Here is a 24,695-nt window from a genome sequence, read left to right as displayed (position 1 = left end):
TTTTAGTTATTTATTGTCCAAGAAATAAAGAATTGAGAACCTATTGCTCCAATACCTGGCGCACTAAAATATTCTTTTCCTGTTAAATTAGCACCTCCTAATTTAAATACTGATTTTAAAGAAGGAATTTTATAATTTACCTGCGCATCTAATACTGTTCTAGCAGCTACAGCTCCTTCAAAGAAAGATGATTCCCAGTAAAAATCATTTTGCCATCTTGTACTTACATTAAATCCGAAGTTTTTAAATAAATTGGTTTTACCAAACTGTATTTTAATTTTGTGTTCAGGGGTATTAAATCCTGCTTGAAAATCGGGGTCTGAGCTTTGATCAAAATCAAATTTAGACCAGGTATAATTTACACCTAAATTAAATCCTTTAAAAACTTTTGTACTTAAACCAAGTCCTACTCCATAAGAAGTAATAGCTGCCGATGAATTTGTTCTAAATCCAACGCCTGCAAAATCGCCATTTTTTAAGGCTAACAAAGCTAAATCACCTTCGCTTACATTTGGTACCACACTTGGCAAACTACTGCCCGCTACACCGTAAAAAGGAACGGCTATTTTTTTTAAGGCGATAAAGTCTTTATAATCGTTATAATACATGCTAAAATCAATACCTACTTTACTTTCTGATACAGCAACTGCTCCACGATACCCTATTTCATAAGACATTACTTTTTCTGGTTTTACCAAATCAAAATTAGCCTTGGTAGGTGTTTTGTCTATAATAGAACTTTCTGAAAAAGCATTGGTAAAGGCATCTCTACCGGTATATGTTGTTTCAGAATTAATTCCTGGAATTTGTTGCCCTGCAATACTAACAGGTAAAGGTGAAGAAGTAAATCGATCTAAATTATCTTCAGAAGTACCAATTAAAGTTCCGCCTCCTGTTGCCAAACCGATGTACTGATCTTGCGTTGTTGGATTTCTAAAACCTGTTTGAAAAGAGGCTCTGAAATTATGATTTTTCATTTCACCTGCGGCATAAGCTAACGACAAACGAGGAGAAATATTTCCATCGAAATTTTTTGCTTTATCATAACGAATAGAAGTGGTTAATTTTAAACGATCTTCCATCATTTTCTTTTGAAGTTGGGTATATAAACCATATTCATCATAATCAATTAAGCTATTCTGATCTGTGAAAATAGTACCGAATGAGTTCAAATTAAATTGTCGGTACGAACCGCCAACTTGTACTTCTGCCCAATCAATATAATCACGTAAGTTTAAATTTGCATCTACATGATATAAACTTGTTTTATCTTGAAATTTTGAACCCTTTGTTAAATCTGGCTCATTAGTTACTTTATTAAAAGCGTTGTTAAAAGCACTAGTCCCTGGAATTAAACGTCCTGTATCTGCTGCTTTTCTAGCATTAGCATGCGCTAAAGAAGTGTCTATATTAGGGTTACCAAGTACCGAATTCGCATAGGCTGCTATATAATCGCTAAACCAGTTTTTATCCGATTTCCATTCTCTGTTAATATTAATGGCTGTAAAACGAGTATCGTAAGAATCGCCAGCATCTTCACCGGTATAATATCCTCTTATAAAAAAGTTTTTTCCTTTAAATTCTAATTTATGTTGCTCCATAAAAAAGTTAGAAATATTATACCTGTTCTGCCCCTGATAAATAGTATTTCCTGTACCATATTTTGAATTCCATATAATTTCTAAACGGTCATTTCCCCAAGGACGATAATGTAATGCTGCGCCAAATTTAACACTTTTTGCTTCGTTACTCATTAAATCGACCTCATCGTACCCCGTTCTAGTAACTCGAACGCTAGGGATAATTCCTAAGCCTGAAGCAGTTCTTATATTTGTTCCAACCTCATCGCCATATACATTTAAACCATCATAATCTGTCCTAGAATTTCTATCTCCGGGTAAATATGTTCCACCAACACCTGTGGTATTTCTAGTATCTGTTGCATGCCATTCTTCTCCTTTTAAATATGATAATGTTGCTTTTACGGCAAATTTATTATCAAAAGCATGTGCCATTCTAATACTTGTATCGTGGTAAGGATTATTGCTCGCAGCCTGCTGACTTGTAAAACCTGTTTTATATACAAAACTAATTCCTTGATCGTCAAAAGGACTTTTACTGGTCATTAACATAATACCATTAAATGCGTTTGCGCCATACAAAGCAGATGCTGCTCCTGGTAATATTTCAACGGTTTTAACATCTAATTCCGACATTCCTAACAAGTTTCCTAAAGCAAAATTTAATGCAGGAGAAGCGTTGTCCATTCCGTCAACTAATTGTACAAAACGCTCATTAGCAAAAGAGGCAAAACCACGTGTATTTACCGATTTGAATGTTAATCCACTAGCGTTTATATCAACTCCTTTTAGGTTCTCTAAGCCATCATAAAAAGAGGCAGAAGCGGTGTTTTTAATAGCCCTTGAATCAAAACGCTCAATAGTTACTGGCGATTCCATTACACGCTCAGGAGTTCTTGATGCCGAAATTACAACCTCGTCTAAAGAAGTTGCATTTTCGGTTAAACTAACCACCACAACTTGATTATTTTTTGTTATTTCGATGGTTTTAGAGTGATATCCTATAGATGAAATTTTTATAGTAAAAGGAGGAATATCAACTACTTTCATGGTAAATTTCCCATCAAAATCAGTAGAAGTTCCTACAGCTTTCCTTAAAACCTTAATGTTTGCTCCTGGTAATACTCCTCCAAGAGATGCGTCATTAACGGTACCTTTTATGATTGTTTGAGCAACCATTGTTGCAGTGCTCAGTAGCACAAATGCAATAAGTAATAGTGTTTTTTTCATAATTTATAAATAATTAATTTATTAACGCTATTGCAAAATACACTTTTTTTATCAATAATAAATTTGCTACTATGTAAGTATCAGTAACATACTTTATTAGCGCACTATTTCAAGTGCTTTTTTTAAAATAAAATAATGTTTTTTTAAAACAGCGATAAAGGTTTTCAATACTACAAAAGCGATACTTTACAAACTAAAACAGTTTATAAAATATCGCTTTAAAATATTTTGTTGATAAATAAAAACTACGCTTTTAAGTATTTTCCAACAAAGAAAGTTCCGAAAGGCAGCAATGATAATCCGCAAATAATTCCGAAGGTTTTTGTGTTCCATTTCTGTGAAGATTTTAACATAATTGCTAAAATTATGTAGGCTACAAATAGTACTCCATGAGGCATTCCTAGCATTTTTACATAGCTTGCATCACCTTGTAAATATTTAATAGGAACAGCTATAAAAAGCAATAATATATAAGATATTCCTTCCAATAAACTTACAATTTTAAAAATATTAATCATCTGTATTTGTATTTAAAAATTAGTTAATAACGATATTGAAATATTTCGCCCCGGTGCTGAAATTCCTGAGGCAAATTCTTTATAATGCGCATCCAATAAATTACTGAATTGGCTTTGTATTGAAATGTTTTTATTCAGCGTATATTTAGCATGTAAACCAAGAGTCATCCAACTTGGCGTACCATAATATTTATCAATATCAGCGGTGGCTTTTTTGTTGATAATTGGCGTTTGTTTATGATTATCAATGCCTTCTTCTAAATTATAATCTGAAATATTTTTTTTAGCATTGAAAATAAAATTTACACCACTTTCTAATTTATTATCGGCATAACTAAGCTCAAATCGACCAAATAATGGCGGAATTGACGAGAGTGGTAATTTCGTATCGTAAGCACGTCCTTTTGTATAAGTAAAAGAACCTGAAGTTTTCCATTTTTCAGCTAATTTCCCCTGATAACTCACCGTTGCACCGGTAATATATGCCGTTCCTTTATTTACATTTGCTACAATAATTCCTTGCTCTTCATCGTATAAAATTTTTGAAACGCCCCCGAGCATAAAAGTTTCTCTATAGATGTAATTATTCAATAAAGTATAGTACACATTTGCGCCAATTCGAAACTTTTTATTATTAAAATATTTTTGAACACCAAGCTCTGTATTGTAGGCATGCTCTGGCTTTAAGTTGATATTTGGCACGGTAACTTCGCCATTTTTTTCTCTTACTTTTCCTACATCATCAATATTTGGCGAGCGAAACCCTGATGACAACACGGCATTTAATTGCCATGTTTTAAACGGCTTATACACATAGCCCGCCGTAAGAGTTAATGCGTTGTTATTTAAGCAAATATCAGTACTTGGTAACTTTACAAACGCCTGATTTATCCAGCGAGCATCTAATTGAGTATTGGTAAATCGAACCCCAGTATTTAAGGTGGAATTATATGAAATATCTTGGCGATAATCTAAATACATTGCCGAACTAAAATAACTACTTCCACCGTCAGGATAGCGAGATTGCACCATAAAATCATCATCAAAACCGATACTTTTATCCGTAGATATTTTTAAAGTCTTGCCATAAGCATTTGAATTTACATCATTATAAGCAAGTTCTAAACCATAGCCTAAGTCACGTTTTTTAGCTAAAGGAACCGTAAAGTCAGCATTTACGCTAAAAACTTGCACTTTTTCATGTTTATTTGAACGCTTTAAACTACCAAATTTTCGTTGAATACGGCTTTCTTTAATATTTTGATATGCTAAGGTAATCGCACCTTTTTCCAACCATTTTATATTCGGATTAATTGCTAACTGCGAAGAAATTAACAGCCTTTTTTGAGGACCATAATACCATTGGGCAAATTTTAAACTGCCATTTTTTTGTTCCATTAATTTATCAAATCGTGGAATATCTGATGATGTTGAATATTGAATATTAAATTTTAAATCAGTATTTTCTGATAGCGGAATAAATAATTTCTGCAAAAAATCAGTTTGGCTAAACCCGGTGTTTTTCTGCAAATTTTTATCTTTATTTTTCGTCGGATTTTCAGTGTAATTTCCGTTTAAATTATCTGAATAAAAAAACACTTTGCCCCAAGTATCAAAACCATGTGCTCGATTTTTCCCCATTTTTAAATCACCAAAACTACTGTGTGAAATATTGGTCAGCGATGCCCATTTTTTAAACTGTAATTCTGTAGTTACTGAATTTGTAACTTCATTATTTACCGAACTATATCGTAAAAAATGACTTGCTTTTATATTACTTTTTTTATTTTTATTCGATAGATTAAATAATTTCGGCGTTTTCGTATAATAATGAATTACACCGCCAAGCGCATCGGAACCATAAATAACCGATGAAGGACCAAAAACCACTTCGGTTCTTTCTAATAAGTTCGGGTTTACGGTAATCGAATTTTGTAAATGTCCCTTTCTATAAATGGCATTATTCATGCGCACGCCATCGACCACCAATAAAACACGGTTACTTTCCATCCCTCTAAGTACAGGACTTCCACCACCAAATTGTGATTTTTGCACTTTAATTCCTGGAATACTCGCTAATAAATCAGCCGATGTTTGTGGCGATACCTTTTGAATATCTCTTAAAGAAACAACGGCAATTTGTTCGGCAATTCTATTGGTTTTTTCTTTGTTTTTAAAAACAGAAACAATAATTTCATCTAATTGTTCTGAATATTTTGATAAATAAACCTGATACTGATTTTTTTTTAATATTGATTTTTTTTCCTGAAAACCCGCATACGAAACATGCGAAAAAACAAGCACTTCGGATGCTTTAAATGCCGAAATATTTACAATACCATCAACACCACTAATTTCAGCGATTGTTTTGTTTTTATTAAACACCGCTACCCCGTCAATTGCTTCGCCTGTTTGGGCATCAACAATGGCAAGCTTTTGTGAAAAAATAACGATGCTTGTAAGTAAAAAAAATAAGAGTATAATTTGCTTCATAAATCAACTAAACACGGTTTCTAAAATAGCTAATGATTTTGGCTTTTTAAAACCCTCCAAATGTAATTCAAAATATCGAATTATAACCCCAAGGATGGTCTGCCTTTCGTTTTTATGGTACGAAATAGTGTGTATAGCATCAAAATTTATACCTAACAGCTTTTTAAAAAGCAGTAATTCATTTCCTGTAAGTACTAATTTTTCATAGGTTGCTGTTGTAAATCTTCCTTCGGATAAACTAAAAGCAGGTTTATTCGCTTGAGAAACATCAGGATAAAACCCTAAAAACCTTGATAAATTCAACAAAAATAATAAGTGAAAATTCGCAACATCACTATGCGTATCTAACCAAATTAAACTCGTTTCTATATACTGGTATAAAACGTCATTTTTTTCTTCTTCTTTAATAATATTTGTTAATATTTCTGATAAAAAAAGTACGATAGACTGCTTAACAACCGAAGTATGAATATTGCTATAAGGATGAATAACCCCTGCTTCTTTTATAGAGTTTAACACCTTTTCAGTCCTATTTTGATGATGCTTTGCCTGAATAAGCAACTGTGTTAATGGCTCAAAATAGGCTTTTTTAAGCAGTCCTTTTCTTGATTTTAAAACACCTCGAATAAGGTAAGAAACAATGCCGCTTTCTAAAGTAAAACAAGTTACAATTAAACTGGTATCGCCATATTTAATCGCCCTCAAAACAATTGCTTTTGTAGTAATTAATGCCATTAAATTGACCTTTTAAAATAATGAATAATTGTTATATCTTTTCAAAGATATTTAATAATAACCCGCTAAAAAAACACATCGTTAATTAATGTTTTTTTAATAAAAAATAAGATAAAAATAAGCTTGTTTTTATGCCATTCAAAAATTGAATCATACCTTTGCAATGTTCTCTTAAAGGGGTGCCAAATATCGGCTGAGATCACACCCAATGAACCTAGAACAGGTAATGCTGTTTAGGGAAAAAACATATTGCAAAGCACTAAAATCATCTTATAAAAAAGGGTTTTAGGGCTTTAAAAAATGCTATGATGTTATCAAATTAATTATTCAAACAAAAAGAATAATTGCCTCTTTTTATTCGATTTTTATTTATAAAAAAATGAGACAAATGTCTTTTATTCAACAACTTAAAAGCATCGCTTTTATAATCGTATTATGTAGCAGTTTTGCCGTAAATGCGCAAAGTTTTATTTTATCTGGTAAAATAATTAACAACAATCAAGAACCTTTAAATGGTGCTTCTATTGTTCTTAAAAATTCAAAAAAAGGAGTTTCTTCGGATAAAAAAGGGAACTTTAAACTGAATTTATCCAAAGGAACACATCTTTTAGAAGTTTCTTATATCGGTTTTAAAACAACAATAAAACAAATAGAACTTACCAATAACCAACAAATTACCATTCAATTATCCGAAGAAAAAAACGTATTAGATGCTGTTTTAGTAAATGCCGTTCGTGTACAAGCAAACGCTCCTGTAACACACTCTAATGTATCAAAAAAACAACTTGAAAAACGTAATTTAGGGCAAGATATTCCTGTTTTACTAAACTATTTACCAAACGTTGTTTCTTCTTCGGATGCAGGGGCTGGCGTGGGTTATACCTACATGAGCGTTCGTGGTTCGGATGCTACAAGAGTAAATGTAACCATTAATGGAATCCCTTATAATGACTCTGAAAGTCAAGGAAGTTATTGGGTTAATTTAGGCGATTTTGCATCGTCAACCCAAAGTTTACAATTGCAACGTGGCGTAGGAACTTCTACAAATGGTGCAGGTGCTTTCGGGGCAAGTTTGAACATTTTAACTGATGGAATTTCTGAAAAAGCGGGCGGAGAAATCTCAAATGCTTTTGGTTCTTTTGGAACAAGAAAACATACCGTAAAATTTACCACAGGAAAAATAAACGAGCATTTTGAATTAGCAGGACGCTTATCAAATATTTATTCTGATGGATATATTGACAGGGCTTCTACCGATTTAAAATCGTACTTTTTACAAGCAAGTTATTCCAATAAAAATACCTTGATTAAAGCCATCACTTTTGGCGGAAAAGAAGAGACTTATCAAGCTTGGGACGGAATTTCTGCAAAACAATTAAAGCAAGATAGAAGACAAAATCCATTAACCTACGATAACGAAATTGATAATTATAATCAAGACCATTATCAATTGCATTGGAACGAAAAATTAAGCCAAAACTGGGCAACAAATCTTGGTTTAAATTACACCAAAGGAAAAGGCTATTTTGAGCAATTTAAAGGAGAAAGTGCTGTTTCAAAATATAATAATTTGGTAAAAGCCACAGCAACCGATTGGTACGGAACTCCTGCCACCGATTTAATTGTTCGCCGTTGGTTAGACAATGATTTTTATGTCGCTAATTTTAATGCCACTTATAATAATGATAAATTAGAAATTATTTCTGGTGGTTCGTACAGTTACTATGGAAATGACCATTTTGGAGAAGTTATTTGGGCGAAAGAATTTGCTGATAACGCAAACATCAGAGATCGTTATTACGACGGAACATCGACTAAAAAAGATGCGAATATTTTTACGAAAATATCGTTTAATATTACCGATGATTTAAGAGCTTTTGCTGATTTACAAGGACGATTTATCAGCTATAAAACAAACGGTTTAACCTCTAAAAGAAAACCTTTAAATGTTGATAAAAACTTTAATTTCTTTAATCCAAAAATAGGATTTACCTATACTTTAAACAATCAAAATAGCTTTTACACTTCTTTCGCTAGGGCAAATAGAGAACCAAACCGAAGCGATTTTAAAGGCGGTGTAACGACCCACGAAAGTTTAAATGATTATGAATTAGGATGGCGTTTAAAAACCAATACGATCAAATTAAACACCAATATTTACTTTATGGATTATCAAAATCAGTTGGTTTTAACAGGTGAAATTGATGATACTGGCGATGCCTTGCGTAGTGCAAGTGGTAATAGTTACCGAGTTGGTGTAGAAATGGATGCCAATATACGTGTAAACGATAAATTTTCGATTGGTCAAAATGTTTCGGTAAGTCAAAATAAAAATGTTGATTTCGTTACTAACAGAAACGATAAATTACAAGAATTAGGAAATACCAATATTGCAAATTCTCCCAATATTGTTACAGGAAATTCATTAACTTATCAAGCGTCAGAAAATTTACAACTAGCATTTTTATCGAAATTTGTAGGCGAACAATATTTGAGTAATACCGATACCGAGGCATCAAAATTGAGCAGTTATTTTACTAGTGATTTTAATATCATGTATGAATTAAAAACAAAATCAATCTTTAAATCTATTGTATTTACAGGAGTTGTAAACAATGTTTTTGACAAACAATATGTCGATAGAGGCTATATTTATTTAGATACTTGGTCGAAAGCTGGAACAACTACTGAAATTCAAGGATATTATCCACAAGCTACGATTAACTTTTTAGCAGGAGTTACTTTTAAGTTTTAAATTCCTTAAAAAATATAAATTTTAATGATTTATAAAAAAATCCCAAGCCTTAAAAACTTGGGATTTTCTATTTTTTATTAATCGATTATTTATTAATTTTACCAACAGCACAACTTACAAACGATTTTGCTTTGTGTAATACTGTATTTTCACTTCCAACTTCAGGATAGCCTAATTTTGCTAATTTTTCTTTGGATAAAACCAAACTTTCTTGGGTTGCATTTAAAGTAACCAATGATTTTTCTACATCAACTTTTACTTCTTCAACACCTTTAATAGCGGTTAATCCGTTGATAATTGTATTGGCACAACCGCCACATTTTAAGTTTTCTATGTAAATTTCTTGTGTCATGCTTTCTTTTTTTTAGTACTTAATTACTGCTTTTTTGTTGATGTAAATTTTTGATAATCAATATATCCACCTAAAATATTATAAACGTCAAAACCTCGTTTTTTTAAACGTACTGATGCCGATACACTTCTTCTTCCCGATCTGCAATACACATAAACAGGCTTTGTTTTATCTAATTTTTTTAAGGCGATTTCTTCAAAATCATCAGCAAAAATATTTATCATTATTGCATCTTTAATAATTCCTTGTGAACATTCTTCAGGGGTTCGAACATCAAGTAATTGAATTTTTTTTGATGTTTGTGTTATTTTCTGTAAATCAGCAACTGTAGTATTTTTGATCTTATTTTCTTGAGATTTACACGATGTAAAAACCATAAAAATTAATGCGATGAATACTAAATATTTTTTCATTTTAGTTTTTATTTAAAACCTTTATCTAAAAATCTATTATTTTAAAGTTGATGGACAAACAGCAACTGTTCTCTCAATACTTGTTTTTCGTATCGCTGCAAAACCTCCCGATACGTCAATTACATTATGATATCCTCTTGCTTTTAATATTGATGCCGCTATTACCGAGCGATATCCGCCTGCACAATGCACGTAAAAATCTTCGGTTTTAGGAAATTCTTCAATATGATCGTTTAAAAAATCTAAGGGTGTACTTGGCACATCAACAATGTGTTCTTTGGCGTATTCACCAGGTTTACGAGCGTCAAAAACAAGGGCTTTTTTGCTTATTGCATCTTCTAAAACATCCGCAGAAACAGAACGTAAAGTATCAATTTCTTTACCTGATGTTTTCCAAGCGTTAAAACTTCCATCTAAGTATCCTAAAACATTATCAAAACCGACACGTGATAAACGAGTAATCGTTGTTTCTTCTTCTCCTTGGGGCGTTACCAATAGAATTGGTTGTTTTACATCTTTAATTAAAGCACCTACCCAAGGGGCAAACGTTCCGCCTAAACCTATAAAAATTGACTTCGGAATAAATCCTTTTATAAATTCTGATTGATGACGCACATCTAAAATAATCGCATCAGTTGTATTGGCTATTTTTTCAAAATTGGCTACCGACAAACCTTTTGCACCGTTTTTGATAACATCATCAATAGATTCATATCCTTCCTTATTCATTTTTACATTTAAAGGAAAATAAGCTGGCGGCGGTAATAATCCGTCGGTTACTTCTTTTATAAATTCGGCTTTTGTCATGTTTTCACGCAACGCATAATTGGTTTTTTTCTGATCTCCAATTGTTCCGATGGTTTCTTTGCTTAGGTTTTTACCACAGGCCGATCCTGCTCCGTGTGCTGGATATACAATTACATCATCTTCTAATGTCATAATTTTAGTACGCAAACTATCGTACAGAAAACCTGCTAAATCCTCTATTGTTAAAGTTCCTTTTTGTGCTAAATCTGGGCGACCAACATCGCCTAAAAATAAGGTATCTCCACTAAAAATAGCGTGGTTTTTTCCGTTTTCATCTTTCAATAAATATGACGTACTTTCCATAGTGTGCCCTGGTGTATGCAGTGCGGTAATGGTAATTTTTCCGATTTTAAAAACCTCGCCATCTGTTGCTATATGCGATTTATAAGTAGTTTTTGCCGTTGGTCCGTACACAATTTTTGCGCCTGTTTTTTCGGCTAAAGTTACGTGTCCGCTTACAAAATCGGCATGAAAATGAGTTTCAAAAATATAGTTGATTTTTGCAGTATTTTGTGTTGCTTTTTTGATATATGATTCCACTTCACGCAATGGATCGATAATAGCAACTTCGCCTTCACTTTCAATATAATAAGCACCTTGTGCTAAACAACCTGTATAAATTTGCTCTATTTTCATAATATTAATTATTTATACGCTTGATGTATATATTGAGCGTATTTTTTTTGATTTTCGTTATTTCCTGTTTTAAAAAAATGTACTGCGCCATTGGCACGCATAAAAAAATAATCTAAACTTACCACCTCTAATACACCACCTCTAAAAAGGGCATCTCTTACAGGTCCTTTTACACCTGCAAAATAAAAGGCAATACCTCTTTTCTGATAGTATCGAATACGCTCTTTTAGCATTTCTACGCCTGTACTATCAACTCTGTTAATACTTTCAGCATCTAATACAATTAGTTTTAATGCGCTGCCTTTTTCTTCGGATATTTCGTCTAATTTATCTCGAAAATAAGTACAGTTTGCGTAAAATAATTGAGCATCAAAACGAAATACTAATACCTCTTTATCTGTAATTACTTCTTCAAACCTGCTTTTATTTCGATAAAAATCAGAATTTGGTACTTTTCCTAATTCGGCAACATAAGGTCTTGAAGTTCTATAAATTAATACAACTAATGATAAAACTACGCCTATTAATATCCCTGGTTCTATACCAAAAAATATCGTAGCTAAAAAAGTAGCGATCAACAGCCAAAAGTCTAAATTATTAGATTTCCAAAGTTTTTTAGCTTCCGATACATTTATCAAATTAAATACTGCTACAATAATAATGGCGGCTAATATTGTTTTTGGCAAATGATAAAATACCGGGGTAAAAAAAAGCAAGGTAAGCACTACAATCAATGCCGATACAATTGCTGAAACACCTGTTTTACCGCCAGCTTCTTCGTTTATCGCTGAGCGAGAAAAGCTTGATGTTATTGGGTAAGACTGAAACAAAGAACCCGCGATATTACTTAATCCTAAGGCAATTAATTCTTGATTTGGCTGTATTCGGTACTCATCTTGCTTTGCTTCAAGAGTTTTTCCTATGGATATAATTTCTAGATAACCAACCATAACAAGAGTTGCAGCAATAGGTAATAACTCTCTAATTAAAGCGATATCTATTACCGGAATTATCAATGTAGGCAAACCTGAAGGAATGTCTTTTACAATAGCTACATCGGTTAAATAATTGCCAAAAAAGCGAAGTATTATAATTCCTAATGTTACTACAATTAACGCATTTGGTATTTTTTTATTGATTTTTCTAAGAATCATAATAATCAAACAGGCTATGACTCCTATAATAGTTGTTGCTATTTTAAAATCAGCAATTTTATATATAATATCTTCTAAAAGAAGCTGAACTTGATCGCTTTGTAAAAAATTAACCCCTAGTAAATTCCGAAATTGATTTAAACCGATAATAAGCGCTACCGCCGATGTAAAACCAATAATTACAGGTCTTGATAAGAAATTAACTATAAATCCTAAGCGAAATACGCCCATTAAAAATTGTATACTTCCCACCATTAGTGCTAATAAAATAGCAATAGCGATATAGCTTTCAGACCCCATTAATGCCAAGGTAGAAACGCCTGTTGCTACAATTAATGAATCCATCGCCACAGGACCGATTGCTACTTGACGTGACGATCCAAAAATAGCATATATTAATTGAGGCACTAAAGCGGCATACAAGCCATAAATAGGTGGTAGTCCCGCAATTAGAGCATAGGCAATTCCTTGCGGGATTAACACCGTTGCTACGGTTATACCTGCTATAATATCAGTTTTTAATCCTGATTTTTTATAGTTAGGCAGCCATTGAAATATAGGTATTATTTTTTTTAGTTTCATTTTAAAAAAGTTCGCCTTTCGTTGAATTTTTCACTAAATTTCTTGTTAAATCTCTTGTTCTTCCTAAATGTTTATAAGCCAAATCGGTAACTTCTCTACCTCTTGGGGTACGCATTATAAAACCTTGTTGTATTAAAAAAGGCTCATATACCTCTTCAATAGTTTCGGTGTTTTCACTAACTGCTGTTGCAATAGTACTAAGTCCTACAGGACCACCTTTGAATTTATCAATAATGGTCGTTAAAATTTTATTGTCCATTTCATCCAAACCATTGGCATCAACATGTAATGCTTTTAAGGCGTAGGTTGCTATCTCAATACTGATACTTCCGTTTCCTTTTATTTGAGCAAAATCTCGAACTCTTCGTAATAAAGCGTTTGCAATACGAGGTGTTCCTCTACTTCTACCTGCTATTTCAATTGCCGCTTCCATTGATATTGGCACGCCTAAAATATAGGCACTTCGCTCAATAATAGTGGTTAATAATTCGGTTGAATAATATTGTAAACGACTGCTGATACCAAAACGAGCTCTCATCGGAGCGGTTAATAACCCTGAGCGTGTGGTTGCGCCTATTAACGTAAAAGGTTCTAAATGAATTTGAACGGTGCGAGCGTTAGGCCCTGACTCAATCATAATATCGATTTTATAGTCTTCCATTGCTGAGTATAAATACTCTTCAACAATGGGACTTAGTCGATGGATTTCATCAATAAATAACACATCGCGTTCATCAAGATTGGTTAATAATCCTGCTAAATCGCCTGGTTTATCTAAAACAGGCCCTGAGGTTACTTTTATTCCAACACCTAATTCATTGGCTAAAATATGGGCCAAGGTGGTTTTTCCTAATCCTGGAGGTCCATGAAATAAAGTATGGTCTAAAGCTTCTTCTCGTTGATTGGCTGCTTCAACAAATATTTTTAAGTTTTCAATTGCTTGATCTTGACCTGCAAAATCATCAAAGGAAAGTGGGCGTAGTTGTTTTTCTACATCCAGCTCATCGCTTGATAAATTGGTGTTTTCAGGGTTTAAGTTTTCATTCATATAATTACAAATATACTTGAAATATACTATTTGGTTTGTAATAATTGTTACCTAGTAAATTATCAATGCTAAGATACATATTACTTAGGTAAAATATAAAATACATCAAAACAGTTCTAAAACAAAAAAGCCTTCCAAAATTTTGGAAGGCTTTTTTAAACTTTTAATAAGTTTTATATGTTAAGATGGTTCTTCACCTTCTAATAATGGTGTGGTTTGTAATACGAAATCTTCTCCGTGAACATACTCATCATTTTCATCAACTTTACTGTAGTCATAAGCCCAACGGTGAACTTCAGGAATAGCTCCTGGCCAGTTTCCGTGAACGTGCTCTACTGGTGTAGTCCACTCTAAAGTATTTGATTTCCAAGGATTCATCGTTGCTTTTTGACCTCTGTACATTGAAATAAAGAAGTTTGCTAAGAATATTAACTGAGCTGCTCCTCCTAAAAATGCCATTAATGTCATAAATACGTTAATTTCAACTAAATCGTCAAACATTGGAAAGTTTGAGTTTGTATAATAACGACGTGGTAAACCAGCTAATCCAACAAAGTGCATCGGGAAAAATACTCCGTAAGCAGCAATTATGGTTAACCAAAAGTGCCAGTAACCTAATGTTTTATTCATCATTCTACCATACATCTTAGGAAACCAGTGATACACACCAGCAAACATCCCTAATAAAGCAGATACTCCCATTACCAAGTGAAAGTGAGCTACTACGAAATAGGTATCGTGTACGTTAATATCTAATGCAGAATCTCCTAAAACTAATCCTGTTAAACCTCCTGTTACGAAGGTAGAAACTAATCCGATAGAAAATAACATGGCTGGGTTTAATTGTAAGTTTCCTTTCCAAAGAGTTGTTACATAGTTAAATGCTTTTACTGCCGATGGAATAGCAATTAATACCGTTGTAAAGGTAAATACCGATCCTAAGAAAGGATTCATTCCTGATACAAACATATGGTGACCCCAAACAATTGTTGATAAAAATGCAATTGCCATAATAGATCCAATCATGGCACGGTATCCAAAAATTGGCTTACGTGCATTTGTTGAAATTACTTCAGATGTTAATCCTAATGCTGGTAATAAAATAATATATACTTCCGGGTGTCCTAAGAACCAGAATAAGTGTTCAAATAATACAGGCGATCCTCCTTGGTAGTGTAATACTTCTCCAGAGATAAAAATATCTGATAAGAAGAATGATGTTCCAAAACTTCTATCAAAAATTAATAATAATGCGGCTGATAATAATACAGGAAACGAAACAACTCCAATAATTGCCGTTACAAAAAATGCCCACATTGTTAATGGTAATCTGGTCATTTTCATTCCTTTTGTACGTAAGTTCAAAATGGTAACGATGTAGTTTAACGATCCGATTAATGAAGAGGCAACGAAAATTGCCATCGATACTAACCATAAAGTCATTCCTGTACCCGATCCTGGAATTGCTTGTGGCAATGCCGATAATGGTGGATAAATTGTCCATCCTGCCGATGCCGGTCCTGCTTCTACAAACAATGAAATTATCATAATTACTGATGATAAGAAAAATAACCAGTATGATACCATATTTAAGAAACCAGAAGCCATATCGCGAGCTCCAATTTGCAATGGAATTAATAGATTTGAAAAAGTACCACTTAAACCAGCAGTTAATACGAAAAATACCATTATTGTACCGTGAATTGTTACCAATGCTAGGTACATATCAGGATCCATAATCCCATCGGTTTGATGGTTTCCTAAAAATGCTTCTATGATTGAAAAAGAAGTATCTGGCCATGCTATTTGTAAACGAAATAACATAGACATGAATCCTCCTATAATTCCCATGAATATACCTGTAACAAGAAATTGTTTCGAGATCATTTTGTGATCTTGACTAAAAATATATTTAGTTACAAATGTTTCTTTGTGATGATGTTCTGACATAATCTATTATATATACTTTAAAAAATACCTTACTTAATAACTTGTGCTAATGTTTTTTGTGCTGATAACCACTTGTCATAATCTGCCTGCTCAACAACAGTGATTTTCATTTGCATATTATAGTGAGATGCACCACAAATCTTGTTACATAATAATAAATAATCAAATTCATAAGGATCTTCTCCTTTAGCTTTTCTTATTTTATTAATACCATCTGTTTTTGCAATAACTTCAGAACTTAAACGCATTTCTGCAGTGGTGTATTTTGGTGTAAAAGCAAATTGAGTAATCATACCTGGTACACAGTTCATTTGCGCTCTAAAGTGAGGCATATATGCGGAGTGTAACACATCTTGAGAACGGAATTTAAAAACAACTTTTTTACCTTTTGGTAAAACCATTTCTGTAACTTTTTTGTCGTCTTGCGATTTTGGGTCAGACATATCAACTCCCATAGAGTTAATACCTTTAATAAAGTTTACGTTTCCTAAACCTAATTCATTATCTGCTCCAGCATAACGTGCTTGCCAATCAAATTGTCTTGAATATACTTCAATTACAATTGGGTTTTCGTCATCTCCAACATACATAATGTTGTTCCAAGCCCATAAACCATATCCAATTAATAGAACAATTGTTACCGCTGGGATAACTGTCCATATTAATTCTAAGGTATGACTATCAGCATAAAACAATGCTTTTTTACCTTTTTTACCCCTGTATTTGTAAGTGAAAAAGAAGATTAAAAACTGCATTCCAAATTGAACAATACCAATTAACCAAAAGGTAATGTTAAATAAGTTATCATCGTGCTCTCCTTCAATAGAGGCCGATTCCGGTAACATAATTACATTCATTGCTATTAAACAATAAACCATCATTGCGTAAAGGAAAACTAAAAATCCTATGGCAATTTTACCTTGCGTTTCGTTGTCTTTGTCTGTAGCTATTACAGAACGAAGATTCATGATACGTGTAATTTGCCAGAAACTAACTCCTATTGCAATTGCTATGAAAATATAAAATAAAGCGAGCATAAATATTAATATTTAATCGTTTTAAGAAAGACTATTATAAAGCCTTCAAATTTAATGTTTTTTTAATTCCTATGATATATGTCATAAGATATTTTTTAAGCAAAAAAATCACCTTTTTATCAAAAGTTAAAAAGGCGATAATTATATCTTTTAATGACTATTACTATCTTCTCCTCTGTGTTCGATATTATAGTAATGGTGAGTTTCACTTTCGTGTAAAAATGGATTCCCTTTTGCTAATGGATTTGCTTTTGCAAAGGCATTAAAAGTAGCAAATATAAACAATCCTAAGAAGAATAAAATTCCACTTATTTCTCCAATCCCAAATCCGTATTGTGCACCAACTGTTCCAGGCATAATCATCACGAATAAATCTAAATAATGACCTGCTAATATTACAACTCCTCCTATTGTTACAAACCAAGGTACGCTTTTAAAATCACTATTGATTAATAATAATACAGGAAAGATAAAGTTCATAACCACCATTGCCAAAAATGGTACTTTGTATTCATTAAAACGCAATAAGTAATATGTTGTTTCTTCAGGGATATCAGCATACCAAATTAACATAAACTGAGCAAACCATAAGTAGGTCCAAAATACTGAAAAACCAAACATATATTTCGCTAAATCATGAATATGACTATCATTTACAAATGGTAAGAAACCTTTAGCTCTTAAGTAAATTGTTACAAATGCAATTACTGTTAATGCCGATACTAAAAAAGTAGCTAATACATACCATCCAAATAATGTAGAGAACCAGTGTGGGTCAATTCCCATAATCCAATCCCAAGACATCATTGATTCTGTAATAAGGAAAAAGAATAAAAATACAACAGAAATATTATAGTTTTTCATGTGTAATTTTAAATCTCCATTTTCTTGTTTTATAGAACCTTTTCTAATGATAAAACGATATACATTCCATACCGTTAAATAAAAGATACTTCTCATTAACCATCCTGGTGTGTTTAAAAACCATTTTTTTCCATCTACAACAGCATCATAATTTGCGTGCTGCGGGTCAAAAACGCCTTCGTTCATCCAAGGAAATAAATGATTCATGTGCATAAATGTTGCTATTAAAAATAATAACATAATAGCACTTACATAGTGTAGGTTTGCTGTAATAGCTTCCATTACTCTAAACAACACTACTGACCAACCTGCTTGTGCTACTCTTTGAATTGCATAAAAAGCCAATACTAATAATGTAACTCCTAAAAAGAACATTAACGCTACAAAAAATGCTGCCCAAGGGCGATTTTGCATTTGGTGAAAAGCATGTTCAGCATGTGCGTCATGGTTTTCAGTATGAGCGTCAGCAGTACTTGGGTGTACTACAGCCTCAGCGTGTTTTTCTGTTGCTTCTACAGCGTGTGTTGCTGATTCAGTATGAGCCGTTGTTGCTTGTTCTGAATGCACTTCTTTAACAGCTTGAGCCTGTATTTCCGTAGTATCAGCAGCATGCGCTTCTGTTGTTTTTTCTGAGTGTTTTTCAACCTCAGTATGTGCTTCCTTTTTAGCTTCTTCAACATGAGGTACAGCTACTGTATGTGCGGTATCTGTAGCATGCTCATTGTGATGATCACCATGTTGTTTTGCTAAAATTGCTTTTGCCTCTGTTAACGTTTTAGGTGCCGACATAAAACTGATGGCAGTACCTAACGCTCCTAAAATCATAAGAGCAATAGCAAGTATTTTTAATTTTCCTGTAAACTGGTACATATCTTAACTATCTATTATAGAGTTATTTTAATTCGCTTCTTAATTTCTCTACATACTGCACAATTTGCCAACGCTCTTTGTACTGTAATTGTCCTGCATGAGATCCCATTAAATTTTTACCATACATAATAACATGATAAATATTTCCTGGGTTTAAATCTCTTTCTTTATAGTTTGGTATTCCGTTAAATTTATCTCTTTGAGATAAAACTCCGTTACCATCTCCTTTACTTCCATGACAAGTAGCACAGTAGATTCCGTACAACTCTTTTCCTTTTGCTAAATTCTTTTCAGTAGTCGCTAAAGGGCTTTTTAAAGTTGCTTTTGCTTTTTCATAGCCTTCATTTGTATCAGGAATATCATAAGCTACAATACCTTTTCTACTTACCGTACCTGCAACAGGTAATCTATCTACCATTTTACCATTTAACCCCAGCGCTCCATTTGGCTCGTAAGGAACAGCAACATACATGTCTGGCATGTATTGTAATTGAGGGGTTCGTTTATCTCCACATGAAATAACACTTGTTATAACAACTAAAGCGACGATTATTTTCACAAAACTTTTCATATCTCTGGTTATTAGTGCTTTTCTACTATGTTAATTTCTACAGCGCCTGTTGTTGCTATCAACGCCTTTAACTCTTCTTCGTTACCATTTACAGGAATTTCCATTAAAAAATGATCATCCGTTGTTCTTGGATCAGGGTTTTCTGCTTCTTTAAATGGCCATATTCTACTTCTCATATAAAAAGTAATTACCATTAAATGGGCTGCAAAAAAGACGGTTAATTCAAACATAATTGGCACAAACGCTGGCATGTTAGCAAACCAACTAAAGTTAGGTTTACCACCAATATCTTGTGGCCAATCTTGAATCATCATATAGTTTGTCATCCAAATAGCAAAGCATAATCCTGTAATTCCGTAAAAGAATGCAGTAATCGCTAAACGGGTTGGTGCCAATCCTAATGCCTTGTCTAGTCCGTGAACTGGAAATGGACAAAATACCTCTTCGATGTGATGATGGTGTTCTCCTTTGATTGTCTTAACGGCATCCATTAAGATATCATCATCATTATAAAATGCGTGAATTACTTTACTAGTGCTCATTGTTCTCTTCTCTTAATTTTTTAAAATTCTGTCCTGAAGATTTCAAGATTGTCTTAACTTCTGCTTGTGCAATTACTGGGAATGTTCTTGCGTATAATAAGAATAATACAAAGAAGAAACCAATAGTTCCAACAAAAATACCTACATCTACAAATGTTGGCTCAAAACGCCACCATGTTGATGGTAAATGACCTTTACTTAATACAATTGCAATAATATCGAAACGCTCAAACCACATACCAATATTAATAATGATTGAGATAATAAAAGAAAAAATAAAACTTCTTCTTAATCTCTTGATCCATAAAAACTGTGGTAAAATAATATTACATATTAATAATGACCAAAATGCCCATCCGTAAGCACCTGCTTCAGCACCAAAAGACAAATATGTGTAGTTTTCATACGGTGAACCTGTGTACCATGCAATAAAAAACTCTGTTGCATAAGCTACCGCTACAATACCACCAGTTAAAAGAATTACAATATTCATATATTCTACGTGTAAACGTGTAATATATGCTTCCATATTTGTAACCTTACGCATAATACCTAATAAGGTTTGTACCATTGCAAATCCTGAAAAGATTGCTCCAGCTACGAAATAAGGTGGAAATATTGTTGAATGCCATCCTGGGTTAATAGAAGTAGCAAAATCCATAGATACAATTGTATGTACTGAAAGTACTAATGGTGTAGCTAAACCTGCTAACACTAAAGATACTTCTTCAAAACGTTGCCAATCTTTAGCTCTACCTGACCATCCGAAAGATAATAAAGCATATATTTTCTTTTGAAAAGGCTTTACTGCTCTATCACGAATCATTGCAAAATCTGGTAATAAACCTGTCCACCAGAAAACTAATGATACAGATAAATACGTTGAAATTGCGAATACATCCCATAATAATGGTGAGTTAAAATTAACCCATAATGATCCGAACTGGTTTGGCATTGGTAACACCCAGTATCCATTCCATGGACGCCCCATGTGAATAATTGGAAATAACCCTGCCTGGAATACCGCAAAAATTGTCATCGCTTCTGCCGAACGGTTAATTGCCATTCGCCATTTTTGACGGAATAATAATAGTACCGCCGAAATTAAGGTTCCTGCGTGACCAATACCTACCCACCATACGAAGTTGGTAATATCCCATGCCCAACCGATGTTTTTACTTAATCCCCACACACCGATACCTGTACCGACGGTGTAGAAAATACATCCAAACCCCCAAAGCATTGCTGCTAAGGAGATGTAAAATGCGATATACCAATTTTGATTTGCTTTACCTTCAATAGGTCTTGCAATGTCTTCAGTGATATCGTGGTAACTTTTGTTACCCAACACTAAAGGTTCTCTATAAGATGATTCGTAATGAGACGACATAAATCTATATACTTATTAGTTTTGTTATTAAGCTTCGTTTGTATTTCTTACTTTCACTTGATACACTACATTTGGTTTTGTTCCAATATAGTCTAATACGTGAAAAGCCCTATCATCCTCTTTTAATGCAGTTACTGCATCTTCAGGATTATTTACATCTCCAAACACCATTGATCCTGACGAACAAGCTGATGAACATGCGGTTTCAAATTCATCTTTATGTACTGCTCTACCTTCTTTCTTAGCATTTAAAATAGTTGCCTGTGTCATTTGAATACACATTGAACATTTTTCCATAACTCCACGAGAACGAACTACAACATCTGGGTTTAATACCATTTTACCGTATTCGTTGTTCATATTGAAATCAAATTCTTCGTTTTCTGAATAATTAAACCAGTTAAAACGACGAACTCTATAAGGACAGTTATTTGCACAATATCTTGTACCAACACATCTGTTATAAGCCATTTGATTTTGACCTTGACGACCATGTGATGTTGCTGCTACCGGACATACCGTTTCACAAGGTGCGTGATTACAGTGCTGACACATCATTGGTTGGAAAGCTACCTCTGGGTTTTCTGCAGAATTTTCTAAAGCATCAAATAAATCACCTTTACTTAATTCTAAAACCTTTTCAGTATACTTTCTTTCAACTTCTTTGTTTGATAATCTAGGGTTTTGAGCTCTAAATTCTTCCATAGTCATTGAAGCATCATGTTGCTTATCAATTACTGTTGAAGAATAATAACGGTCAATACGCAACCAGTGCATATCTCTACCTACTCTTACTTCGTCTTTACCTACAACCGGCACATTATTTTCTGCATGACATGCTACAACACAGGCCCCACATCCTGTACAAGATGTTAAATCAATAGATAAATTAAAATGATGCCCAATTTCACGATTATGGTCTGCCCATAAATCGATACTTTTTGCCTCAACCTCTTGGTGATCGTAAGATACCATTGAAGGCTTATTCCAAGTATGTTTTGGGTCTAAACTTTTATCAGCTACCTGCTTTAAAGTTGCTTCTTTTAAAATATCATGACGACCTGCAAGTGTACTTTGTACTTGTGTACAAGCAAACTTATGCCATCCTGAAGTTTTTTCAATAGAAACATTGTATTGAATATGGTTTGCGTTCTTATAAAGAGGGTAGGCATTTAAACCAACCTGCATCTCTTCTTTTAAACTTTGTGTTCTACCATATCCTAATGCTAAACCTACAGATCCTTTTGCCTGTCCTGGCTGAATCATTACTGGAACTTTTTCAATAGAAACACCATTTACTGTTACCGTAGCGTAGTTTCCATTAATAGCACCGTTATCTTTTACCGGGTTATCAAAACCTAATTCTTTAGCATCAGCCATTGAAACGGTTAAATAATTATCCCAAGCAGCACGTGTAATAGGGTCTGGCAATTCTTGTAACCAAGGATTGTTTGCTTGTTTACCGTCACCTAAAGCAGTTGATGAAAACAAGTTTAATTCAAAACCTGAAGCGGTACTTGTTGTTTTTAATAATTCAGAAACTGAAGCACTAATAACTACTGCCGATTCAAAAACTTCTTCTTCTGAAATTATTGCTGATTTGAAAAAACCATCATGCAATGCTTGATTCCAAGAAGCTCCGTTTAAAATAGAGGCACTCCAAAATTCTTTTAAAGTATCGTAATAGCTTGCTGAACTACCTGACCATTTTAATAACACATCTTGTAACTGACGCGTATTAAATAATGGCGAAATTGTTGGCTGCATTAAACTATACGTACCTTTAGTAATTGTAACGTCTCCCCAACTCTCTAAATTGTGAGGCGCTGGTAAGCTATACTGTGTAGCATTAGCCGTTGCATCGTTTTGAGTCGATATTGCAACAGATAATTTTAAATTCTTAATTCCTTCAGCTAAATCAGCAGCGTTTGCTAACGTATATAAAGGGTTTGTGTTATAAGTAACTAAACCTTTTACTACTCCTGCTTTAATATCAGCAACTAATTGAGCTACTTGAGTATCGTTACCTTGACGTGTTAAATTAACAGCTTTGGTATCGAATATCTCACTTTGTAACTTCTCGTTAATAGCAAAAGCAATTAACTGAGCGTTTTTATCATTTAATCCTGTAAGAACAACTCCTTTTGAACCTGCTTTAATTAAATTGCTTGCTAGCTTTTTAATTTCAGCGTCAATTTTAGTTGCTTTAGAAGGAATTGATTCTCCTGTTACAGCATTATATAAATTAACCAAAGCATATACTTGATCAGAAGGTTTTACAACCAATCTTTTATCAGCATTTGCCCCTGCTAATGACATATTACTTTCTATTTGAACATGGTAAGACATTTTACCAGATGCAGCTTTACGCCCATCAGTATATGACTTTTCATATCCTCCTTGCCAGTCTCCAATAAAATCAGCACCAATAGAAGCGATAACTTCTGCTTTACTAAAATCATAATTTGGTAAAGCGCGTGTACCATACATTGCTTGAAAAGCATCGGCAGTTGCACTTTCTGAAATAGCATCATAAACAACGTGCTTTACGTTTGGATATGCAGCAGTAAATGCTGTAATTACTTTTTCAGTTGAAGGACTTGCTAAAGTACCAGTTAATAACACAACTGGTTCGTTTGCTACTTTTAACTCGTTTAAGGTTGCGATAATTTCTTTATCGGCATCTGCCCAAGAAATTTGATCTGCACCCTTTTTAGGTTCTTTTAAACGTAATTGATCATCGTATAATGATAAAACAGATGCTTGTGTACGTGCGTTTGTTTCTCCTGATGCTAATTTATTCGGCATTACAAGAATCGGACGACCTTCACGTGTTTTTACTAATACGTTTGCAAAATCAAAACCATCTGCAATTGTAGTTGCATACCAATCTGCAATACCTACAACAATATCATTTGGTTGTACTACATAAGGGATTGATTTTCTTACGGGACCTTCACAGGCTGCTAAAGAAGCGGCTGCTGTGGTAAATCCAACATATTTCAAGAAATCTCTACGTGAGGTTGATGAAGTTTCTAATGTTTCTTTATCACCTAAAAATTCATCTGTAGGAATATCTTGTACAAACTCATTATTACGTAGCGTTTCAACAACAGAACTACCTTTTAGTTCTTCAACACTTTGCCAGTATTTTTTGTTTGAAGCCAT

17 protein-coding genes are annotated in these 24,695 nt (G+C 33.4%); 1 reads left to right on the top strand and 16 read right to left on the bottom strand.

Annotation, left to right across the window (positions count from 1 at the left end):
* Positions 1-2: 2 nt before the first annotated feature.
* The 4 genes from DPIF8902391_RS03395 to recO form a co-directional block, all read right to left on the bottom strand.
* On the bottom strand, positions 3-2,810 hold the full coding sequence (locus tag DPIF8902391_RS03395) for a TonB-dependent receptor (protein ID WP_058886049.1): 2,808 nt from the start codon (positions 2,808-2,810) through the stop codon (positions 3-5).
* A 245-nt stretch (positions 2,811-3,055) separates the two neighbouring features.
* On the bottom strand, positions 3,056-3,328 hold the full coding sequence (locus tag DPIF8902391_RS03390; RefSeq protein WP_058886050.1) for a DUF3817 domain-containing protein: 273 nt from the start codon (positions 3,326-3,328) through the stop codon (positions 3,056-3,058).
* 12 nt (positions 3,329-3,340) lie between these two features.
* Positions 3,341-5,821: a TonB-dependent receptor gene (locus DPIF8902391_RS03385; protein ID WP_172505040.1), complete on the bottom strand. Its 2,481-nt coding sequence runs from the start codon at positions 5,819-5,821 to the stop codon at positions 3,341-3,343.
* A gap of 3 nt (positions 5,822-5,824) precedes the next feature.
* On the bottom strand, positions 5,825-6,556 hold the full coding sequence (gene recO / locus DPIF8902391_RS03380) for a DNA repair protein RecO (protein ID WP_172505039.1): 732 nt from the start codon (positions 6,554-6,556) through the stop codon (positions 5,825-5,827).
* Positions 6,557-6,944: 388 nt separating this feature from the next.
* Here recO and DPIF8902391_RS03375 point away from each other — a divergent pair, with 388 nt between their 5' ends.
* The gene (locus tag DPIF8902391_RS03375; protein ID WP_172505038.1) at positions 6,945-9,311 is read left to right on the top strand and encodes a TonB-dependent receptor; all 2,367 of its coding nucleotides are present in this window, start codon (positions 6,945-6,947) and stop codon (positions 9,309-9,311) included.
* Positions 9,312-9,396: 85 nt separating this feature from the next.
* Here the strand turns inward: DPIF8902391_RS03375 and DPIF8902391_RS03370 are convergent, their stop codons facing one another.
* From DPIF8902391_RS03370 to DPIF8902391_RS03315, 12 genes are all read right to left on the bottom strand, one after another.
* On the bottom strand, positions 9,397-9,663 hold the full coding sequence (locus tag DPIF8902391_RS03370) for a heavy-metal-associated domain-containing protein (RefSeq protein ID WP_101918155.1): 267 nt from the start codon (positions 9,661-9,663) through the stop codon (positions 9,397-9,399).
* A gap of 23 nt (positions 9,664-9,686) precedes the next feature.
* Positions 9,687-10,076: a rhodanese-like domain-containing protein gene (locus DPIF8902391_RS03365; protein ID WP_172505037.1), complete on the bottom strand. Its 390-nt coding sequence runs from the start codon at positions 10,074-10,076 to the stop codon at positions 9,687-9,689.
* A 36-nt stretch (positions 10,077-10,112) separates the two neighbouring features.
* Entirely contained in the window at positions 10,113-11,519 is a 1,407-nt protein-coding gene (locus tag DPIF8902391_RS03360) for an MBL fold metallo-hydrolase (RefSeq protein WP_172505036.1), read from the bottom strand.
* An 8-nt stretch (positions 11,520-11,527) separates the two neighbouring features.
* Complete coding sequence (locus DPIF8902391_RS03355) at positions 11,528-13,255, bottom strand: SulP family inorganic anion transporter (RefSeq protein WP_058886057.1); 1,728 nt, start codon at positions 13,253-13,255, stop codon at positions 11,528-11,530.
* A gap of 1 nt (position 13,256) precedes the next feature.
* Positions 13,257-14,303 carry a Holliday junction branch migration DNA helicase RuvB gene (gene ruvB, locus DPIF8902391_RS03350; protein WP_058886058.1) on the bottom strand — a complete coding sequence of 349 codons (1,047 nt, stop codon included), beginning with the start codon at positions 14,301-14,303 and terminating at the stop codon, positions 13,257-13,259.
* A 180-nt stretch (positions 14,304-14,483) separates the two neighbouring features.
* On the bottom strand, positions 14,484-16,253 hold the full coding sequence (locus DPIF8902391_RS03345) for a cytochrome c oxidase subunit I (protein WP_058886059.1): 1,770 nt from the start codon (positions 16,251-16,253) through the stop codon (positions 14,484-14,486).
* 29 nt (positions 16,254-16,282) lie between these two features.
* Positions 16,283-17,290 carry a cytochrome c oxidase subunit II gene (locus tag DPIF8902391_RS03340; protein ID WP_058886060.1) on the bottom strand — a complete coding sequence of 336 codons (1,008 nt, stop codon included), beginning with the start codon at positions 17,288-17,290 and terminating at the stop codon, positions 16,283-16,285.
* A gap of 150 nt (positions 17,291-17,440) precedes the next feature.
* Positions 17,441-19,024, bottom strand: coding sequence for a hypothetical protein (locus DPIF8902391_RS03335; protein WP_058886061.1), 1,584 nt, complete (start codon positions 19,022-19,024; stop codon positions 17,441-17,443).
* 22 nt (positions 19,025-19,046) lie between these two features.
* Positions 19,047-19,595: a c-type cytochrome gene (locus tag DPIF8902391_RS03330; protein WP_172505035.1), complete on the bottom strand. Its 549-nt coding sequence runs from the start codon at positions 19,593-19,595 to the stop codon at positions 19,047-19,049.
* Between the two features lie 11 nt (positions 19,596-19,606).
* Positions 19,607-20,137, bottom strand: a complete 531-nt coding sequence (locus tag DPIF8902391_RS03325; RefSeq protein ID WP_058886062.1) for a DUF3341 domain-containing protein — start codon at positions 20,135-20,137, stop codon at positions 19,607-19,609.
* A complete protein-coding gene (gene nrfD / locus DPIF8902391_RS03320) occupies positions 20,127-21,527 on the bottom strand; it encodes an NrfD/PsrC family molybdoenzyme membrane anchor subunit (protein WP_058886063.1) in 1,401 nt (466 codons plus the stop codon). The genes DPIF8902391_RS03325 and nrfD overlap by 11 nt, the downstream gene beginning before the upstream one ends.
* Before the next feature lie 27 nt (positions 21,528-21,554).
* Positions 21,555-24,695 (bottom strand): TAT-variant-translocated molybdopterin oxidoreductase, encoded by a 3,141-nt coding sequence (locus DPIF8902391_RS03315; protein WP_058886064.1) that lies wholly within the window; start codon positions 24,693-24,695, stop codon positions 21,555-21,557.

Origin of the sequence: Tenacibaculum finnmarkense genomovar ulcerans (assembly GCF_900239495.1) — a bacterium.
GTDB lineage: Bacteria > Bacteroidota > Bacteroidia > Flavobacteriales > Flavobacteriaceae > Polaribacter > Polaribacter ulcerans.
The sequence above is the reverse complement of the archived record's forward strand: the minus strand, read 5'-3'. Positions and strand labels throughout refer to the sequence as shown.

Bases quoted from the DNA above. Each gene is read 5' to 3' on its own strand.
- DPIF8902391_RS03395 (WP_058886049.1), bottom strand. From the start codon at position 2,810: ATGAAAAAAACACTATTACTTATTGCATTTGTGCTACTGAGCACTGCA.
- DPIF8902391_RS03390 (WP_058886050.1), bottom strand. From the start codon at position 3,328: ATGATTAATATTTTTAAAATTGTAAGTTTATTGGAAGGAATATCTTAT.
- DPIF8902391_RS03385 (WP_172505040.1), bottom strand. From the start codon at position 5,821: ATGAAGCAAATTATACTCTTATTTTTTTTACTTACAAGCATCGTTATT.
- recO (WP_172505039.1), bottom strand. From the start codon at position 6,556: ATGGCATTAATTACTACAAAAGCAATTGTTTTGAGGGCGATTAAATAT.
- DPIF8902391_RS03375 (WP_172505038.1), top strand. From the start codon at position 6,945: ATGTCTTTTATTCAACAACTTAAAAGCATCGCTTTTATAATCGTATTA.
- DPIF8902391_RS03370 (WP_101918155.1), bottom strand. From the start codon at position 9,663: ATGACACAAGAAATTTACATAGAAAACTTAAAATGTGGCGGTTGTGCC.
- DPIF8902391_RS03365 (WP_172505037.1), bottom strand. From the start codon at position 10,076: ATGAAAAAATATTTAGTATTCATCGCATTAATTTTTATGGTTTTTACA.
- DPIF8902391_RS03360 (WP_172505036.1), bottom strand. From the start codon at position 11,519: ATGAAAATAGAGCAAATTTATACAGGTTGTTTAGCACAAGGTGCTTAT.
- DPIF8902391_RS03355 (WP_058886057.1), bottom strand. From the start codon at position 13,255: ATGAAACTAAAAAAAATAATACCTATATTTCAATGGCTGCCTAACTAT.
- ruvB (WP_058886058.1), bottom strand. From the start codon at position 14,303: ATGAATGAAAACTTAAACCCTGAAAACACCAATTTATCAAGCGATGAG.
- DPIF8902391_RS03345 (WP_058886059.1), bottom strand. From the start codon at position 16,253: ATGTCAGAACATCATCACAAAGAAACATTTGTAACTAAATATATTTTT.
- DPIF8902391_RS03340 (WP_058886060.1), bottom strand. From the start codon at position 17,290: ATGCTCGCTTTATTTTATATTTTCATAGCAATTGCAATAGGAGTTAGT.
- DPIF8902391_RS03335 (WP_058886061.1), bottom strand. From the start codon at position 19,024: ATGTACCAGTTTACAGGAAAATTAAAAATACTTGCTATTGCTCTTATG.
- DPIF8902391_RS03330 (WP_172505035.1), bottom strand. From the start codon at position 19,595: ATGAAAAGTTTTGTGAAAATAATCGTCGCTTTAGTTGTTATAACAAGT.
- DPIF8902391_RS03325 (WP_058886062.1), bottom strand. From the start codon at position 20,137: ATGAGCACTAGTAAAGTAATTCACGCATTTTATAATGATGATGATATC.
- nrfD (WP_058886063.1), bottom strand. From the start codon at position 21,527: ATGTCGTCTCATTACGAATCATCTTATAGAGAACCTTTAGTGTTGGGT.
- DPIF8902391_RS03315 (WP_058886064.1), bottom strand. From the start codon at position 24,695: ATGGCTTCAAACAAAAAATACTGGCAAAGTGTTGAAGAACTAAAAGGT.